Here is a 17,134-nt window from a genome sequence, read left to right as displayed (position 1 = left end):
CGGACTGCTCCAGTAAGGCCCCGCCTTGTTGAGTTATTCATTATTGTTCCCGACCGACGCATTATGAATTCAAAAGTGAGCAGGCTGGCCGCCCTCAGGGCGAGGCCGGTGCAGGCTCTTGGGGCTCGGTCAGGTGCTCGATCGCCGCCGTCCGCTTGTTGCGCAGGTGCTGGAACAGGATGTCGCTGAGCTCGCTGCCGGCTCTCCGGCGCAGCGCATCGAGGATGCCCTCGTGCTCGCGCATCGCTTCCGCCCAGCGCTGCCGCTTGCGGGCGAAATTGGCGGAGTAACGGACGCGGCGGATTCTCCCCGCGAAATTGGCGTAGGCCGTCTTCAGCGCCTCGTTGCGCGCGGCCGCGACAATGCTCTCATGGATGCGCTGGTTGGCCTGGAAATAGCCGTGCATGTCGCGGTGCAGATAGTGGCCGTACATCTCGTAATGCAACTGCTCGATCGCGGTGATTTCCGCGTCGCTAATCGCCTCGCAGGCAAGGCGCCCGGCAAGGCTCTCCAGCCCCGCCATAACGTCGAACAGCTCTTCGAGGTCGCGCTGGCTGAGCTGGCGGACCCGTGCGCCGCGGTTGGGCAAAAGCTCGATCAGGCCCTCGGCGGCAAGCACCTTCAGGGCTTCGCGCAGGGGCGTGCGGGAAATGCCGAGCATCTCGCAGAGCTGCCGCTCGGGAATGCGGGCTCCTTCCGCGATGTTGCCTTCCACCACGTAGTCGCGCAGCCGCAGCAGGATCTCGCCGTGGAGCGAGGCCTCGGGGCGGTCGCCGCCATTGCCTGCGGCCAGGGCGATCGGAACCCCGCTGTCGGGAATCGTGGATTTCATTTGCAGCACAATAGTTTGCCCATTCGATCGCGTCGATGTCCACAAACGCATACCAAAAATCGATTGAAACGGCAAAAAATGAATGCAAAATGGCTGTCGACTTTGCCAAGACCGCAGCCAGGGAGGCCTCATGCATCAGGGACGTCATTTCCTTCAGATTCCGGGCCCGAGCCCGGTCCCTGAGCGCGTCCTGCGCGCCATGGACATGCCCGTCATCGACCACCGCAGCGCGGAGTTCGGCGAGCTCGGCCGCGCCGTGCTCGAAGGCAGCCAGCAGATCTTCCAGACCACGGGGCCGGTCGTGATCTTCCCCTCCTCGGGCACGGGGGCTTGGGAGGCTGCGATCGTCAACACGCTGTCGCCGGGTGACAAGGTGCTGATGGTCGAGACCGGCCATTTCGCCACGATGTGGCGGCAGATGGCCGGCCGCTTCGGCATCGAGGTCGATTTCGTGCCTGGCGACTGGCGGCGGGGCGCCGACCCGGCGGTGATCGAGGCCAAGCTGACCGAAGACGCGGCGCACGCGATCAAGGCCGTGATGGTCGTGCATAACGAGACCTCGACCGGCGCCACCAGTCGCATCGCCGAGATCCGCGCTGCGATCGACCGCGCGTCGCATCCCGCGCTGCTGATGGTCGACACCATCTCCTCGCTCGGCTCGGCCGACTACCGCCACGACGAGTGGAAGGTCGACGTCAGCGTCAGCTGCTCGCAGAAAGGCTTCATGCTGCCGCCCGGCCTCGGCTTCAACGCGATCTCGGAGAGGGCGCTGGCTGCGTCCAAAGCCAACCGGATGCCGCGCTCCTATTTCGACTGGGAGGAGATGCTCAAGCCGAATGCAAAAGGCTTCTTTCCCTACACGCCCGCCACCAATCTGCTCTACGGCCTGCGCGAGGCGATCGCGATGCTGCTGGAAGAGGGGCTCGACAACGTGTTCGCGCGCCATCAGCGGTTAGCCGCGGCGACGCGCGCCGCCGTCAATCATTGGGGGCTCGAGATCCTATGCCAGGAGCCGGCCGAGTACTCGCCGGTGCTCACCGCGGTGCTGATGCCGCCGGGGCATGACGCCGACCAGTTCCGGAAAGTCGTGCTCGACAATTACAATATGTCGCTCGGCTCGGGCCTGTCGAAGGTGGCGGGAAAGGTCTTCCGCATCGGCCATCTCGGCGAATGCAACGCGCTGACGCTGCTCGGTGCGCTCACGGGCGTCGAAATGGGCCTCTCGGTCGCCGGCGTGCCGCACCGCGCCGGCGGCGTCGACGTTGCGATGAAGCTCCTGGAGCAGCGCCCGCAGGGCAATGCCTCGCCGCATTTGAAGATCGTCGGCACGTAAGGGGCCGTGATGGAAGGAAAGGCAGGTGAGGGCGGGCCGGTCCGCCAAGCACGGACGGACCCTTTCGAGAGGGGACAAGCCGGTCAAATGGTGCTATTCGGCGCCCACCAAACCAAGGCTCAACCGGGAAGGACGCCGATGACCGTGCATACTGGAAGGCATTTCCTACAGATTCCAGGACCGACCAACGTGCCCGACCGGGTGCTGCGGGCGATGGACATGCCGACGCTGGACCACCGCGGTCCGGAGTTCGCCGAGCTCGGTTTCGGCGTTCTCGCTGCAATGCAGCGCGTGTTCCGTACCAAGCAGCCCGTGATCATCTTCCCCTCGTCGGGCACCGGCGCCTGGGAAGCGGCGATGGTCAATGTGTTCGCGCCCGGCGACAAGGTCGTGATGTGCGAGACCGGCCAGTTCGCCGTACTGTGGCGCGGCATCGCCGAAAAGTTCAAGCTCGACGTCGACTTCATCCCGGGCGACTGGCGCCATGGCGCCGATCTCGCCGAGATCGAGAAGCGCCTCGCCGCCGACAAGCAGCACAAGATCAAGGCGGTCTGCGTCGTCCACAACGAGACCTCGACCGGCTGCGTGACGCCGCCTGCGGAAGTGCGCAAGCTGCTCGACCGCGTCAAGCATCCGGCGCTGTTGATGGTCGACACCATCTCCGGTCTCGGCTCGATGGAATATGAGCACGATGCCTGGGGCATCGACGTCTCGGTCGCGGGCTCGCAGAAGGGCCTGATGCTGCCGCCCGGCCTCGGCTTCAACGCCGTCTCGGAGAAGGCGCTTGCCGTGGCCAAGGCCAACCCGGGCATGCGTTCCTACTGGGATTGGCAGGAGGTGATCAACTTCAACAAGCTCGGCACCTTCCCTTACACGCCCGCCACCAACCTGCTCTACGGCCTGCGTGAAGCGGTCAAGATGCTGGAAGAGGAGGGGCTGGAGAACGTCTGGACCCGCCACAAGCGCCACAGCGCTGCGACGCGCGCCGCGGTCAAGGTCTGGGGCCTGGAGACGCAATGTGCCAATCCCGCCGCGCATTCGCCCGCGCTGACCGGTGTGCGCGTGCCGGAAGGGCACGACGCCGACGCTTTCCGCAAGGTCGTGCTGGAAAACTTCGACATGTCGCTCGGCACCGGGCTGAACAAGGTCAAGGGCAAGGTGTTCCGCATCGGCCATATCGGCCATTTCAACGATCTGATGCTGATGGGGACGCTTGCCGGCGTCGAGATGGGCCTGGATTTTGCAAAGATCCCGCACCGGAGCGGCGGCGTGCTCGCGGCCATGGACGTCCTGAAGGGACGCGACGTGGTGCCGATGGCCAAGGCCCAGGTCGCTTGAGGCCTGGATAGCTTGAAGGTTCAGGTGGCCTGAACCGGCGTAACGAAGAAGAGAGCGCGCGATGAACGCACCGACGACTGCCAACGAAGACCTGCTCTACTCCGTCGAGGACGGCATCGCGCGGATCACCTTCAACCGCCCGCAGGCGCGCAACGCCATGACCTTCGCCATGTATGACCGCATGGCGGAGATTTGCCTGGAGATCAACGCCGATCGCTCGATCAAGGCGCTGATCCTGACCGGCGCCGGCGACAAGGCGTTCGCCTCCGGCACCGACATCTCGCAATTCCGTGCCTTCAAGACCGCGCAGGATGCGCTCGACTACGAGGCGCGGATCGACCGCGTGCTGGGCACGCTCGAGCAGTGCCGCGTTCCGGTGATCGCGGCCATTGCCGGCGCCTGCACCGGCGGCGGCGCCGGCATCGCCGCGTGCTGCGACCTGCGCATCGGCACCGAGACGACGCGGATGGGCTTTCCGATCGCGCGCACGCTCGGCAACTGCCTGTCGATGTCGAACATCAGCCGCATCGTCGCGCTGGTCGGCCCCGCCCGCACCAAGGACATGATCTTCAAGGCGCGCCTCGTCGAGGCACAGGAAGCGCTGGCGCTCGGCCTGCTCAACGAGGTCGTGCCCGACGTCGAGACGCTGCAACGCCGCGCCGACGAGACCGCAAAGCTCGTCGCCGGCCACGCGCCGCTCACGCTGGAAGCGACCAAGGAAGCGGTGCGCCGCATCCGTCGCACGCTATCGCGCGAGGAGGGCGAGGACCTGATCCTCAAGGCCTATATGAGCGAAGATTTCCGCGAGGGCATGGACGCCTTCCTGAACAAGCGGGCACCCGTCTGGAAGGGCAAGTAAAGCTCATGCGCTATCGGCGTCGTCCGTCGAAAGTCATATGCGCCCAATTGCCGGGCTGCTTGCACTCGTCAGCGTTAGTCCGCACAATGCAGGGATAGAATTCTTCCGCACTACAACTCAAAAAAACATCAGGGGGCGAAACTCGTGCGAATTCCAGTGAAAGCCGTCGGCGCTGCGACGGCGCTGTTGTTGAGCACGCCGGCCTTCGCCGGCTGGGAACCGACGAAGCCCGTCGAGATCGTGGTTGCGGCGGGCGCGGGTGGCGCCTCCGACCAGATGGCGCGGATGATGCAGGCCGCGATTCAGAAGAACAATCTGATGAAGCAGCCGATGGTCGTCTCGCTCAAGGGCGGCGCCTCGGGCGCGGAAGCGCTGATGTACATGAAATCCAGCGAGGGCGACCCGAACAAGGTGCTGATCGCCTATTCGCTGATCTACATGCTGCCGCTGTCGGCCAAGATCCCGTTCAACTGGCGTGAGCTGACCCCGGTCTCCGTGGTCGCACTCGATCAGTTCGTTCTCTGGGACAACAGCGCGGGTCCCAAGACGGTGAAGGAATTCGTCGCAGCCGCGAAAGCCGCGAGTTCGCCGTTCAAAATGGGCGGGACGGGCTCCAAGCGCGAGGACCACGTGCTCACCGTATTCCTCGAGCAGAAGACCGGCGCGAAATTCTCCTATCTGCCCTACAAGTCCGGCGGCGAGGCCGCGACCCAGCTGGTCGGCAACCACACCGAAGCCAACGTCAACAATCCGAGCGAGAACCTCGAAGTCTGGCGCGCGGGCCAGGTGCGTCCGCTCTGCGTGTTCGACAAGGAACGCATCTCCTACACGACGAAGGTGACGGAGACGCAGTCCTGGTCCGACATCCCGACCTGCAAGGAGGAGGGCGTCGACGTGCAGTATCTGATGCTGCGCGCGATGTTCCTGCCCGGCAAGGTGACGCCGGAACAGCAGGCGTTCTATGTCGACCTGTTCCACAAGGTGACGCAGACCACGGAATACAAGGAGTACATGGAGAAGCAGGCGCTGAAGCCGATCTTCCTCACCGGCAAGGACATGGTGCAGTTCCTCGAGGAGGACGATACGCTGAACAAGTCGCTGATGACGGAAGCCGGTTTCGTCGCGAAGTAGCTGTTTCACCTCGCCCCGCTTGCGGGGAGAGGTCGGATTGCATCGAAGATGCAATCCGGGTGAGGGGGACTCTCCGCGAGTCCAACTCTCGCCGTCTCCGCGGAGACTCCCCCTCACCCTAACCCTCTCCCCGCAAGCGGGGAGAGGGGATTGGCCACAGCATTTGTTGCTCGCCCATGTCCCAAACCGAACTTGAAATCGTCGTCGACGATCCGACCGCGCCTGAAGACGACTCCCCCTCCGTCGTCTCTTCCGGGACGATCGAGATCGTCGTCTGTCTCCTGCTGCTCGCGCTCGCCGCCACGCTCGGCTACGACAATTGGCGTACCGGCGCGTCCTGGGATGCGACCGGGCCGGAGCCGGGCTATTTCCCGTTCTACCTCGCCATCATCCTCGGCGGCGGCAGCCTCTACGGCCTGATCGCGGCGCTCCTCGCGCGGCGCGCGGTGCGTGAGACCTTTGTCACGCGGGCGCAGGCCCGCCGCGTGATGGCGGTGTTCGTCCCGACGCTGCTGTTCTGCGCGGCGACCCAGTTCCTCGGCCTCTATGTTGCGAGCTTCCTCCTGATCGCGGGCTTCATGCGCCTCGTCGGCAAGATCGCGCTGTGGAAGTCGCTGCTCACCGCCTTCGTGTTCACGGCGATCATGTTCGTCACCTTCGACATCGCCTTCGACGTCATCATGCCGAAAGGGCCGCTCGAAGCGGCCCTCGGCCGCTAGGCGGGCCCGCGCAATGGAAGCTTTCGGGCTCCTGCTCCACGGTTTTGCCGTCCTGCTGACGTGGAAGACGCTCGTGCTGATGATGGTCGGGCTGGTGCTCGGCATCTTCGTCGGCGTGCTGCCGGGGCTCGGCGGCCCCAATGGCGTCGCGATCCTGTTGCCGCTCACCTTCACGATGGACCCGACCTCGGCGATCGTGATGCTGTCCTGCATCTATTGGGGCGCGCTGTTCGGCGGCGCCATCACCTCGATCCTGTTCAACATCCCGGGCGAAGCCTGGTCGGTCGCGACCACCTTCGACGGCTATCCGATGGCGCAGCAGGGCCGGGCGGCGGAGGCGCTGACCGCGGCATTCACCTCCTCCTTCATCGGCTCGCTGGTCGCCGTGCTGCTGATCACTTTCCTCGCGCCGATGATCTCGTCCTTCGCGCTGAAGTTCGGCCCGCCCGAGTTCTTCGCGGTCTATCTCTTGACCTTCTGCTCCTTCGTCGGCCTCGGGCGCGAGGCCAAGCACAAGACGGTCATCTCGATGTCGCTGGGGCTGCTGCTCGCCGGCATCGGCATGGATACCGTGTCCGGCAATCTCCGCATGACCTTCGGCTCGCCGGAGCTGCTTCGCGGCATCAACTTCCTGGTCGCCGTCATCGGCCTGTTCGGCATCAGCGAGATCCTGCTGACGATGGAGGAGCGGCTGGCGCTGCGGGGACATGCGGCGGGCATTTCGCTGCGCGTCGTGCTCAGCGTCTGGAAGGACCTGCCGAAATACTGGGTGACGCTGCTGCGCTCCTCCTTCATCGGCTGTTGGCTCGGCATCACCCCCGGCGGCGCGATCGCGGCCTCCTTCATGGGCTACAACCTCGCCAAGCGCTTCGCCAAGGAGCCCGAAAGCTTCGGCAAGGGCCGCATCGAGGGCGTGTTCGCGCCGGAGACGGCTGCGCATGCCTCCGGCACCTCGGCCCTGCTGCCGATGCTGGCGCTCGGCATCCCCGGCTCGGGCACTGCGGCGATCCTGCTCGGCGGCCTGATGGTGTGGGGGCTCAATCCGGGGCCGCTGCTGTTCGTCGAACACAAGGACTTCGTCTGGGGCCTGATCGCTTCGATGTATCTCGGCAACGTCGTCGGCCTCGTCCTGGTGCTGACGACAGTGCCGATCTTCGCCTCGATCCTGCGCGTGCCCTTTGCCGCGGTGGCGCCGATGATCGTGGTGTCCTGCGCGATCGGCGCCTATGCGATCCAGAACGCGATGTTCGACATCTGGCTGATGCTCGGTTTCGGAATCGTCGGCTACGTCTTCAAGAAGATCGGCATTCCCCTGGCGCCGTTTACCCTCGCGCTCGTGCTCGGCAACCGCGCCGAGGATGCCTTTCGCCTGTCGATGATTGGCTCCGGTGGGACCTTGAAGGTGTTCTGGTCGAACGGTCTGGTCGGCTCGATCACGACGCTGGCGATTCTGCTGCTGTTCTGGCCGGTGATCGACGGCTTGCTCGGCCGTGTCGGCTGGCGGCAGCAGGACAAAACGGCGACGCAATGAAAGGTGAATTTGATCTGTGTCTTAGTTCTATCGTGTCGCCATAGTCCGGTCGCTGACGCTTAGTGGTCGTTCCCAAATGTTGCTGTCGCGCGACAGCCTGGGCCGGCCTTGGCGCTTATGCTGCTCGTGGATTTCTTGTTTTTCACGGGGCATTGCAATGAAGATTGTGACGGGAGTTGTGGTGGCATCGCTGGTCGCGACCAGCGCATTGGCAGCTGATCTGGCATCGAAGCCTTACGTGAAGGCTCCAGCCGTCGTCGATCCGGTCTGGAGTTGGACGGGCTTTTACGCCGGATTGAACGCCGGATACAGCTGGGGCAGGGCAGAGACGACTGTGGCGCCGATCGCACTGCCGTTTCCGGTCACACAATTCAGCGCGTTTGGCCAGAACGTCGACGGTTGGCTGGCCGGCGGTCAGCTGGGCTACAACTGGCAGCTCGATCCGAAATGGGTCGTCGGTCTCGAGGGCGACATTCAGGCGACCGGCGAGCGGTCATCGCGGACGGTGACCACGACGAGCGCGCGCTACGGTTCGAATATCATCGGTCTCCCATTCGGCACCGACTTCAACTCCATTGCGACGCTCACCGCAAATCTCTCCTACGACCTGCAGTGGTTCGCGACATTCCGCGGGCGCGTCGGTATTCTGTCGGATCCGCAGACTCTCTGGTACGCGACCGGTGGTCTCGCCGTAGGCGAGTTCAAATATTCGTCCGCGACCGCGCTTGGAATCCAGGTCTTCGGGCCGGGTCTCGGCGGCACGACTCCGCTCGGAGGTTTCAGCTTTCCAATCGGGGCGGGGGCAACCAGCACTGATACCCGAGTTGGCTGGACGGTGGGCGCGGGCGTCGAACGCAAGTTCACCCGGAATTGGTCGGCCAAGCTCGAATATCTCTACATGGATTTCGGGAGCAAGTCTTACTTCGCGGGCACCGCCAACCAGGCGGACGTAAGCTTCCACGATCACGTGCTGCGCGCCGGCTTCAACTACGCGTTCACTCCAACGCCCGTCGTTGCAAAATACTGAGCTGTCCAGCGCGAACTGCCATCGATGCCCGACAACCTTGCCGGGCATTGTCGTTTCCGACCTAAAGCGCGATGAGATTTGGATGAAGCGTCATCGCGCTTTAGGTTGTTGTTCACGCATGATCTTTCCGGAAAACCGCTTCGCACTTTTCCGGATCATGCTGTAGGTCACACCACCTTGGCGTCCCTGAGTCCAGCAATCTCGTCGGCGCCGAAACCGAACTCTTTCAGCAGCTCATCGGTCTGCTCGCCGAATTCCGGCGGCCGCGCCACCATCCTGCTCGGCGTGCGCGACAGCGTCACGGGCTGGCCGACCAGGCGGATATGGCGGCTCTCGTCGTTCGGCACGTCCTGCGCAATGCCGAGATGCTTCACCTGCGCGTCCTCGAACATCTGGTCGATGGCATAGATGGGACCGCAGGGCACGCCGGCCTCGTTGAGCTCGCGGACCCAGGTCTCGGTCGACTTCGTCACGGTGCGCTTCTCGATCTCGGCGTTGAGCGCATCCCGGTTCTTGGAGCGGGCAGGCGCCGTCGCATAGTCGGGATGGCCAAAGAGCTCCGGCGCGCCGATCGCCTGCGCACAGCGCTCCCAGATCCGGCCGCCGGTGGTAGCGATATTGATGTAGCCGTCCGAGGTCTTGAACACGCCGGTCGGAATGCTGGTCGGGTGGTTGTTGCCGGCCTGCCTGGCGACCTCCTTCTCCATCAGCCAGCGCGCGGCCTGGAAGTCGAGCATGAAGATCTGGGCCTGGAGCAGCGAGGTCTGCACCCACTGGCCCTTGCCGGAGACCTCGCGTTCGAGCAGCGCGGTGAGGATGCCCATGGCGCAGAACAGGCCAGCGGTGAGATCGGCGACGGGAATGCCGACCCGCATCGGACCTCCGCCCGGCGCGCCGGTGATCGACATCAGCCCGCCCATGCCTTGCGCGATTTGATCGAAACCGGGGCGCTTATGGTAGGGGCCGTCCTGACCGAAGCCGGAGATGCTGCCATAGACGATGCGCGGGTTGATTGCGGCGAGGCTGTCATAGTCGATGCCAAGCTTCTTCTTCACGTCGGGCCGGAAATTTTCGACGACGACGTCGGCTTTGGTGGCGAGGCGCTTGAAGACGGCGAGCCCGCGTTCGTCCTTCAGGTTCAGCGTCATCGCCCGCTTGTTGCGGTGCAAATTCTGGAAGTCGGAACCCCGCCGGGGGCCGCCCGGCTGCTCGCCGCCGGCGTCCTCGGTCAGCGCGTCGATCTTGACGACGTTGGCGCCCCAGTCCGCGAGCTGCCGCACGCAGGTCGGCCCGGAGCGCACGCGGGTCAGATCGAGCACGGTGAAGCGCGACAGGGCTTCCGAGGCATGCGGAAAGGGCATCTTGAGAGGCTCCGGGACGGATTGCGGGGCCTACCATAGTGCCGAAAGACCTTGCGGCAACCCTCGTCCGATGCGCATGCCGCCTGCCGAAATGCCATGCCTGACACGGCTTTGCTGCGGTGCGTGGCGGCTTTGCTGCGGCGCGTGGGGAAGGGTCAGCGCGACAGGCGCTTCAATTCCGCGCGCGCCTGCTCGGCCAAGGGATCTTCGCCGTGGCGCGCAATGAAGAGCTCGAACGCTTCCCGCGTTCCCTTCCGGCGGGCGGCTTCGTATTCCTCTGCCACCGCGACGGCAGGATCGCGGGCGATTGGCATGGAGGGCGCGCGGCCTGCCTTGCCGCTCTCCTTCCTGCCGTCATCCGCTTTGGCTTTCCCGACCATGGCAGGCTGTTCTCCGTTGGACAGATGATCCGACCCCGCGAACGTCGCGAAGACACCGATCAGACCGGCTGACAATGCGCCTCGTTTCATCATATCGTCTCTGGGACATGCCAGGGGGCCGGAAGCCGTATCCCATCGGTGTCCGTATGACTACGGGATTTGACGCCTAACAAGGTCTTACGGAAGGGAGCGGACGCCGCAGCCCAAGTTAAACCAAACGTTCAACTCTCAGGCTAGAATCATGCGCCTCCGCCGCGAATCTGGCGAGGCATTGCTCTGGAGAGTCAATTGGCTACCGCTGTGAATGTCAGTGCCACCAACAACGCCGAGATCGACGGCCTGCTGTCCGGCTACAAATGGACCGGCGCGATCACCTACAGCTTTCCCGACGCGCCCGGCGACTATTCCAACCCCTATTACGGCGGCAGCAGCGAGCCGACCACTTCGGGCTTTGCCTCGGTGCCGAGCCAGATCCAGGCGGCGATCAACTACGCGGTCGGATTGATCCTCGGCTACACCAACGCCGACATCCAATACGCGGGGACGAACGGCGCCGACATCATGGTCGCGCAGTCGTCCGCGGCCAACCCGACCGCTTACGCCTACTACCCCGGCAATTATGCGCCCGGCGGCGACATCTGGTTCGGAACTCAATACAATTTCTCGCTGGCCAAGCTCGGCAATTATTACTTCACCACTGCGCTGCACGAGCTTGGCCACGCGATCGGCCTCAAGCACAGCCAGGAGGCTGGCGGCCCCGGCAACGTCGCGGTGCCGAGCGCGCATGACAGCAGCGAATATACCGTCATGAGCTATCGCAGCTATGTCGGCGCTTCGACCACGGGCGGCTACACCAACGAAGCCTATGGATATTCGCAGACCTACATGGCCAACGATATCCTCGCGCTCCAGACGATGTACGGCGCGGACTACACGACGCAGAGCAGCAACACCGTCTACACCTGGAATTCGACCACCGGACAGCAGTTCATCAACGGCGTCGGTCAGCTCGCGCCGGGCGGCGGCGTCGGCGGCTCGGCCAACCGCATCTACGAGACCGTCTGGGACGGCGGCGGCGTCGATACCTACGACCTGTCGAACTACACGACCAACCTGAGCATCAACCTCAATCCCGGCGCTTCGTCGGTGTTCTCCTCCGTGCAGTTGGCCTATCTCGGCAACGGCCATTATGCATCGGGCAACGTCTACAACGCCTATCTCTACAACGGGGACACGCGCTCCTACATCGACAACGCCGTCGGCGGGTCCGGCAACGACGCGATCCTTGGCAACGCCATCGCCAACGCGCTGAACGGCGCCGGTGGCAACGACACCATCACGGGCGGTGCGGGCAACGACAGTATAAATGGCGGCACCGGCACGGACACTGCGGTGTATTCGGGCAGCCGGGCCAACTACCTGATTTCGTACGACGTGGCGACGCAGATATTCACAATCGTCGACCAACGTTCCGGCCTGCCCGACGGAACCGACACTGCCGTGGGTGTAGAGTACTTCCAATTCGCCGATGGTACCTTCGCAAGCTCCAGCTTGGTGACAACCACGATCGAGGCGCTTGGATCGACGCGTCTGGTTTTATCCGGCGGCAACTACCATCTCGAGAGCATCGCCACCGGGACCGGGCCCATCTTGAACTATGCGGGCTCTGCGGTGATCGCAGCGAACTGGGGCACCTGGTCGGCGATCGGCGCCGAGAAGGTATCGGGCGGCGGCTATGACGTGGTCTGGAAGGAAGGGGCCAGCGGGCAATATTCCGTTTGGAGCACGGACAGCAACGGCAACTTCCTGACCACGCTGGGTTCGGCCCCGCAAATGCTGGGAACCGATCCATCCCTGAAGACGCTCGAGCCGACCCTGCAGCAAGACCTGAACGGTGACGGTATGATCGGCTTCCCAGTTGCCGTCACGATCGAGGCGCTTGGATCGACGCGCGTCGTTTCATCCGGCGGCAACTACCATCTCGAGAGCATCGCCACCGGTACCGGGCCGACCTTGAAATATGCAGGCTCTGCGGTGTTCACAGCGAACTGGGGCACCTGGTCGGTGATCGGCGCCGAGCAGGTGTCGGGCGGCGGCTATGACGTGGTCTGGAAGAACTCGGCGAATGCCCATTATTCCGTCTGGAGCACGGACGCGAATGGCAATTTCCTGACGACCCTTGCCGCGGCCCCGGAAGTGCTCGGGTCCGATCCGTCTCTGAAAGCGCTGGAGCCGACGCTGCAGCAAGATCTGAACGGTGACGGCATGATCGGCGTCGCTGCTGCCGTCACCACCACGATTGAGGCGCTTGGATCGACGCGTCTGGTTTTATCCGGCGGCAACTACCATCTCGAGAGCATCGCGTCGGGTACCGGGCCGATCTTGAAATACGCGGGCTCTGCGGTGATCGCAGCGAACTGGGGCACCTGGTCGGTGATTGGTGCCGAGCAGGTGTCGGGCGGCGGCTACGACGTGGTCTGGAAGGATTCGGCAGGCGGGCAATACTCCGTGTGGAGCACGGACAGCAACGGCAACTTCCTGACCACGCTGGGTTCGGCTCCCCAAATGCTGGGAACCGATCCATCGCTGATGACGCTGGAGCCGACGCTGCAGCAAGATCTGAACGGTGACGGGATGATCGGCGTCGCTGTTGCCGGCAGCACCACGATCGAGGCGTTTGGATCGACGCGCGTCGTTTCATCCGGCGGCAACTACCATCTCGAGAGCATCGCGACAGGTACCGGGCCGACCTTGAAGTATGCAGGCTCTGCGGTGATCACAGCGAACTGGGGCACCTGGTCGGTGATCGGCGCCGAGAAGGTGTCGGGCGGTGGCTACGACGTGGTCTGGAAGAACTCGGCGAATGCCCATTATTCAGTCTGGAGCACGGACGCGAACGGCAATTTCCTGACGACCCTTGCCGCGGCCCCGGAAGTGCTCGGGTCCGATCCGTCTCTGAAAGCGCTGGAGCCGACGCTGCAGCAGGATCTCAACGGCGACGGCACGGTGGGCGCTGCGCCGACATCCGGCGACGGTTTCGCGTTCGATTTCACCCACTCGTTGACCGCTCCGTCCGAGCCGCCGGACCTTATCCCGGCACCCGCCGATCCGTGGACTGCGTCGGATCAGTGGACTCGACCGGCGGACAGTCACGGCACGGCTGCAATCGACATTCTGGCCGACTTTCTCCAGGCCCGTCACGATTTCGATTTCCAGCTGACCTGAAGGCGTGGTCGTTTTCCGCGAGGCTTCTCCGGCAAACGTCTCTGTCTTGGTTCGCCGGTGTCCCATCCTGCCGGCTACATCGCAGCTATCCGCAACCACGGGAATGGCCCCGCGGGCCGGATCAGGCGATTTCGAGCGAGTGCTTGAAGTAGGCAATCGTCTCCTTCAGCCCATCCTCGAGCGCAACCTTTGGTTCCCAGTTCAGCACCGCCTTCGCCTTGGTGAGGTCGGGCTGGCGCTGGCGCGGATCGTCCTGCGGCAGCGGCTTGAACTCCAGCCTGGAACGCGAGCCGGTGAGCTTGATGACCTTTTCGGCGAGCTCCCGGATGGTGAACTCGGAATTGTTGCCGAGATTGATCGGTCCCGTGACGTCTTCCGCACTCACCATCAACCGCGTGATGGCCTCGACGAGGTCGTCGACATAGCAGAACGAGCGGGTCTGGCCGCCGTCGCCGAATACGGTGATCGGCTCGCCCTTGAGCGCCTGGACGATGAAGGACGACACCACGCGCCCGTCATTCGGCTGCATGCGCGGGCCGTAAGTGTTGAAGATGCGCGCGACCTTGATCGGCAGGCCGTGCTGGCGCCAATAGTCGAAGAACAGCGTCTCGGCGCAGCGCTTGCCCTCGTCGTAGCAGGAGCGGATGCCGATCGGGTTGACGTTGCCCCAGTAATCCTCGGTCTGCGGATGGATCAGCGGATCGCCATAGACCTCGCTGGTGGAGGCCTGGAAGATGCGCGCCTTGAGCCGCTTGGCGAGCCCAAGCATATTGATGGCGCCGTGCACAGAGGTCTTGGTGGTCTGTACCGGATCGCGCTGGTAGTGGATCGGCGAGGCCGGGCAGGCCAGGTTGAAGATCGCGTCGACCTCGATGTAGAGCGGGAAGGTGACGTCGTGCCGGACCGCCTCGAACAGCGGATTTGCGATCAGATGGGCGATATTGCGCCGGCTGCCGGTGAAATAGTTGTCCGCGGACACCACCTCGGCTCCCGAATCGAGCAGTCGCTCGCAAAGGTGCGATCCGATGAACCCGGCTCCCCCGGTCACGAGGATGCGGCTGTTCCTGTAGTTTTCAAACGGCATGATCGGTTCCAGATTGTTCGCAAAGGGAGCGGCTGAGTGGTATCGGCAACGGCCGGACTCGCCAATAGCCAAATGCCTTGGATCGAGGTATCTAAACACCTCTACTGTGCATGGGGTTGTTTTCGCACTTTTTAGGCTGGGCCTAAAACTCCCGCCGCTTCAACCAGGCCCGTGCCCCCCAATGGCCGAAGCACCAGGCCGATCGGGCCAGGGAGAGGTGCTCGACATTGCGGTAGATCTGCCAGACCCATTTGGCCGAGCGCACCGGGCGGCTGGAGACGGAGGAGCCCCTGACGCGGTAGCGCGCCAGATCCTCGTTGAGGCCGTATGCGGTATGGCCGCGCTTGAGGATCGAGAGCCACAGGCAGAAATCGTCATAACCCTCGTTCTTCATCGCGATGGGGCCGGCGATCTCGCGGTCGACCATCGCGGTCAGCGTGGCGATCGCGGTGTTCTTCAGGAGCTGCCCATAGCTGAGCGAGGCCGGCACCTCGATCAGCCGTCCTGTCGCCGTGTTGGTCTCGTTGATGCGGCGGAAAGCGGTGTAGCTCAGCGCGGCCTGCTTCGCCTTGGCGAAGGCGAGCTGCCGCTCCAGCTTCCCGGGCAGCCACAGATCGTCGCTGTCGAGGAAGGCGAGATAGCGGCCCTGCGCCCGGTCGATCGCGGCCTGGCGCGCCAGCGCCGGCCCGCCGTTCTTTGCCTGCCGGATCAGCTTGACGCGAGGATCGCGCTCGCCGATGTCCGCGATGATCTGCGGTGTCCTGTCGGTCGAGCAGTCGTCGGCGATCAGGAGCTCCCAATCGGGAAAGCTCTGGCTCTGCACGGAGCGGATGGTCTCCTCGATCAGGCCTTCGACGTTCCAGGATGGGGTGATGATCGAGACGAGCGGCATGACGGGTCCGTTCAATTCGCGCGGGCGGCGGGCTCGGCGATCGCGGCGCACAACGAGGCCGCAAACGTGTCGAGCAGCCCTGGATCGCTGATATAGAGTTCGCCCGGATAAGACCTGCGCCAGGCCGCTTCGAAATAGGGCGCGCCCTTGGCTGGATCGAATGGCCCGGCGGAGAGCGCCTCGCGCAGCCGCGCGGGCACGTCCGCCAGCCGATCGACCGCGTAGACCAGCGGGCAGGAGCGGTAGAACGCATCGCCCATTACCACGACCGGCTTGCCGAGCAGCAAGGCCTCGGCGCCCGACTTGCTGTTGACGGAGATGACCGCATCGGCGCGGTTGAGCACTGTGTAATTGTTGGTCTGCGGCGGCAGCAGCACGAAATTGTCGAAGCGGCGCGCCAGCTCGAACAGGCGATCGGCCGAGATCGCGCCGATCTGGGCGGGGTGTTCCTTCACAACCAGCACATGCGAGTCCGGGATCGTCCGCAGCAGGAAGTCGACCGTTGCGACCTGGTCGAGGTAGTCGGGCGAGCGCAGCGTCAGCGCCATGTCGGCGGGAACGTGGAATGGATAGTAGACGAAGGGCGCCCCGGGGATCGGCTTGTAGAGCTTGCGCAGCCGCGTCGCATTGAGCGCCATCGCCGCGTGCACGCGGGCGTGACGCAGATTGTGTCCGAACTCCTGATGCTTTCCGAGCGCGAACTGGTCCCACAGCTTTTCGGTGAGGCGGCGGGCATTGCGCAGGTTCACGACCTTCTTGAAGGCCGCTGAATAATGATGCTGGTCCTTTTTGGGGATGACGATCGCGCGCTGCTTCAGCGTGTCGTCGAGATAGGCGCGTACCTCTGCCGACACCGCATCTGCCGGTGTCGGCATCACGTCGGGCGCGGCGAGACTGTCGGGCGTGAAATACATCCGGCCACGAAAGAACGAGGGCTCGATGAACCAGTTGCGGATGTTGCGACGCCTGGCGGCGTAGAAGCTCGCGATGACGGAGAGGAAGCCGCCGAGCTCCTGAACCAGCTCGACGCGTTTGCCTTGCCGCTCCAGCCGGTCGAGCACCGTCTCCATCGCGTTGGCATAGATCATGAAGCGCCGGCGCAGCGCCGCGGTGTCGCGGATGCCGAACGTGAACCGCTCATGGCTGAACAGCAAATTGGTCCCGTCGAGCCCGTAGACGGCGACGCGCGCGTCGAACGCGCCGCGGTCGTCGGGCGAGGGATCGGTCCTGAGGCCGTCGCGGTACATGTTGGTGACCGGCACGCCTTCGGCCGCCGACATTTCGGCGCTGCGATCGTCGAAGGCGAGCAGCTCGACATCGTTGCCTGCCGCACGCAGCCGCTGCGCGACCGGAATCCAGAACCGGGTCTGGTATTCGGCAAGCGTGGTGATGAGAATGGTCTTTGAGGGTGTGGCCATGAGT

At 64.1% G+C, this 17,134-nt stretch carries 14 protein-coding genes; 8 read left to right on the top strand and 6 right to left on the bottom strand.

Annotated features, from left to right (window positions below):
• Positions 1-94: 94 nt before the first annotated feature.
• On the bottom strand, positions 95-832 hold the full coding sequence (locus FJV43_RS05925; RefSeq protein WP_239625351.1) for a GntR family transcriptional regulator: 738 nt from the start codon (positions 830-832) through the stop codon (positions 95-97).
• Positions 833-962: 130 nt separating this feature from the next.
• On the opposite strand from FJV43_RS05925, the gene FJV43_RS05920 reads away from it, so the two are divergent.
• The 7 genes from FJV43_RS05920 to FJV43_RS05890 all read left to right on the top strand — a co-directional run bounded on the left by FJV43_RS05920 (position 963) and on the right by FJV43_RS05890 (position 8,770).
• Positions 963-2,165 (top strand): alanine--glyoxylate aminotransferase family protein, encoded by a 1,203-nt coding sequence (locus FJV43_RS05920; protein ID WP_239625349.1) that lies wholly within the window; start codon positions 963-965, stop codon positions 2,163-2,165.
• Between the two features lie 138 nt (positions 2,166-2,303).
• Positions 2,304-3,503 (top strand): aminotransferase class V-fold PLP-dependent enzyme, encoded by a 1,200-nt coding sequence (locus FJV43_RS05915; RefSeq protein WP_239625347.1) that lies wholly within the window; start codon positions 2,304-2,306, stop codon positions 3,501-3,503.
• A gap of 61 nt (positions 3,504-3,564) precedes the next feature.
• Entirely contained in the window at positions 3,565-4,362 is a 798-nt protein-coding gene (locus tag FJV43_RS05910) for an enoyl-CoA hydratase/isomerase family protein (protein WP_239625346.1), read from the top strand.
• 144 nt (positions 4,363-4,506) lie between these two features.
• The gene (locus tag FJV43_RS05905) at positions 4,507-5,493 is read left to right on the top strand and encodes a tripartite tricarboxylate transporter substrate-binding protein (protein ID WP_239625344.1); all 987 of its coding nucleotides are present in this window, start codon (positions 4,507-4,509) and stop codon (positions 5,491-5,493) included.
• A gap of 176 nt (positions 5,494-5,669) precedes the next feature.
• Entirely contained in the window at positions 5,670-6,212 is a 543-nt protein-coding gene (locus tag FJV43_RS05900; RefSeq protein ID WP_239625343.1) for a tripartite tricarboxylate transporter TctB family protein, read from the top strand.
• Between the two features lie 13 nt (positions 6,213-6,225).
• On the top strand, positions 6,226-7,743 hold the full coding sequence (locus tag FJV43_RS05895; protein ID WP_239625341.1) for a tripartite tricarboxylate transporter permease: 1,518 nt from the start codon (positions 6,226-6,228) through the stop codon (positions 7,741-7,743).
• 76 nt (positions 7,744-7,819) lie between these two features.
• Positions 7,820-8,770 (top strand): outer membrane beta-barrel protein, encoded by a 951-nt coding sequence (locus FJV43_RS05890; protein ID WP_239625339.1) that lies wholly within the window; start codon positions 7,820-7,822, stop codon positions 8,768-8,770.
• Positions 8,771-8,937: 167 nt separating this feature from the next.
• Here FJV43_RS05890 and FJV43_RS05885 read toward each other — a convergent pair whose 3' ends face one another.
• Both FJV43_RS05885 and FJV43_RS05880 read right to left on the bottom strand, forming a co-directional pair.
• A complete protein-coding gene (locus FJV43_RS05885; RefSeq protein WP_239625337.1) occupies positions 8,938-10,131 on the bottom strand; it encodes a CoA transferase in 1,194 nt (397 codons plus the stop codon).
• 155 nt (positions 10,132-10,286) lie between these two features.
• Complete coding sequence (locus FJV43_RS05880) at positions 10,287-10,511, bottom strand: hypothetical protein (RefSeq protein ID WP_345946166.1); 225 nt, start codon at positions 10,509-10,511, stop codon at positions 10,287-10,289.
• A 288-nt stretch (positions 10,512-10,799) separates the two neighbouring features.
• On the opposite strand from FJV43_RS05880, the gene FJV43_RS05875 reads away from it, so the two are divergent.
• A complete protein-coding gene (locus FJV43_RS05875) occupies positions 10,800-13,736 on the top strand; it encodes a M10 family metallopeptidase C-terminal domain-containing protein (protein WP_239625335.1) in 2,937 nt (978 codons plus the stop codon).
• 121 nt (positions 13,737-13,857) lie between these two features.
• Here FJV43_RS05875 and FJV43_RS05870 read toward each other — a convergent pair whose 3' ends face one another.
• The 3 genes from FJV43_RS05870 to FJV43_RS05860 form a co-directional block, all read right to left on the bottom strand.
• Positions 13,858-14,820 (bottom strand): UDP-glucuronic acid decarboxylase family protein, encoded by a 963-nt coding sequence (locus tag FJV43_RS05870; protein WP_239625333.1) that lies wholly within the window; start codon positions 14,818-14,820, stop codon positions 13,858-13,860.
• Positions 14,821-14,962: 142 nt separating this feature from the next.
• The gene (locus tag FJV43_RS05865) at positions 14,963-15,712 is read right to left on the bottom strand and encodes a glycosyltransferase family 2 protein (protein WP_239625332.1); all 750 of its coding nucleotides are present in this window, start codon (positions 15,710-15,712) and stop codon (positions 14,963-14,965) included.
• Positions 15,713-15,723: 11 nt separating this feature from the next.
• Positions 15,724-17,130 (bottom strand): capsule biosynthesis protein, encoded by a 1,407-nt coding sequence (locus FJV43_RS05860; RefSeq protein WP_239625330.1) that lies wholly within the window; start codon positions 17,128-17,130, stop codon positions 15,724-15,726.
• Positions 17,131-17,134 lie beyond the last annotated feature (4 nt).

This window comes from Bradyrhizobium sp. I71, from assembly GCF_022354745.1.
Lineage (GTDB): Bacteria > Pseudomonadota > Alphaproteobacteria > Rhizobiales > Xanthobacteraceae > Bradyrhizobium > Bradyrhizobium liaoningense.
Note: the sequence above shows the minus strand (reverse complement) of the source record. Positions and strands in the feature narration are given on the sequence as shown.

What these genes read in the sequence shown, in the direction of transcription:
- FJV43_RS05925 (WP_239625351.1), bottom strand. Translation starts at nt 832, where the DNA reads ATGAAATCCACGATTCCCGACAGCGGGGTTCCGATCGCCCTGGCCGCA.
- FJV43_RS05920 (WP_239625349.1), top strand. Translation starts at nt 963, where the DNA reads ATGCATCAGGGACGTCATTTCCTTCAGATTCCGGGCCCGAGCCCGGTC.
- FJV43_RS05915 (WP_239625347.1), top strand. Translation starts at nt 2,304, where the DNA reads ATGACCGTGCATACTGGAAGGCATTTCCTACAGATTCCAGGACCGACC.
- FJV43_RS05910 (WP_239625346.1), top strand. Translation starts at nt 3,565, where the DNA reads ATGAACGCACCGACGACTGCCAACGAAGACCTGCTCTACTCCGTCGAG.
- FJV43_RS05900 (WP_239625343.1), top strand. Translation starts at nt 5,670, where the DNA reads ATGTCCCAAACCGAACTTGAAATCGTCGTCGACGATCCGACCGCGCCT.
- FJV43_RS05895 (WP_239625341.1), top strand. Translation starts at nt 6,226, where the DNA reads ATGGAAGCTTTCGGGCTCCTGCTCCACGGTTTTGCCGTCCTGCTGACG.
- FJV43_RS05890 (WP_239625339.1), top strand. Translation starts at nt 7,820, where the DNA reads ATGTTGCTGTCGCGCGACAGCCTGGGCCGGCCTTGGCGCTTATGCTGC.
- FJV43_RS05885 (WP_239625337.1), bottom strand. Translation starts at nt 10,131, where the DNA reads ATGCCCTTTCCGCATGCCTCGGAAGCCCTGTCGCGCTTCACCGTGCTC.
- FJV43_RS05880 (WP_345946166.1), bottom strand. Translation starts at nt 10,511, where the DNA reads ATGGTCGGGAAAGCCAAAGCGGATGACGGCAGGAAGGAGAGCGGCAAG.
- FJV43_RS05870 (WP_239625333.1), bottom strand. Translation starts at nt 14,820, where the DNA reads ATGCCGTTTGAAAACTACAGGAACAGCCGCATCCTCGTGACCGGGGGA.
- FJV43_RS05865 (WP_239625332.1), bottom strand. Translation starts at nt 15,712, where the DNA reads ATGCCGCTCGTCTCGATCATCACCCCATCCTGGAACGTCGAAGGCCTG.
- FJV43_RS05860 (WP_239625330.1), bottom strand. Translation starts at nt 17,130, where the DNA reads ATGGCCACACCCTCAAAGACCATTCTCATCACCACGCTTGCCGAATAC.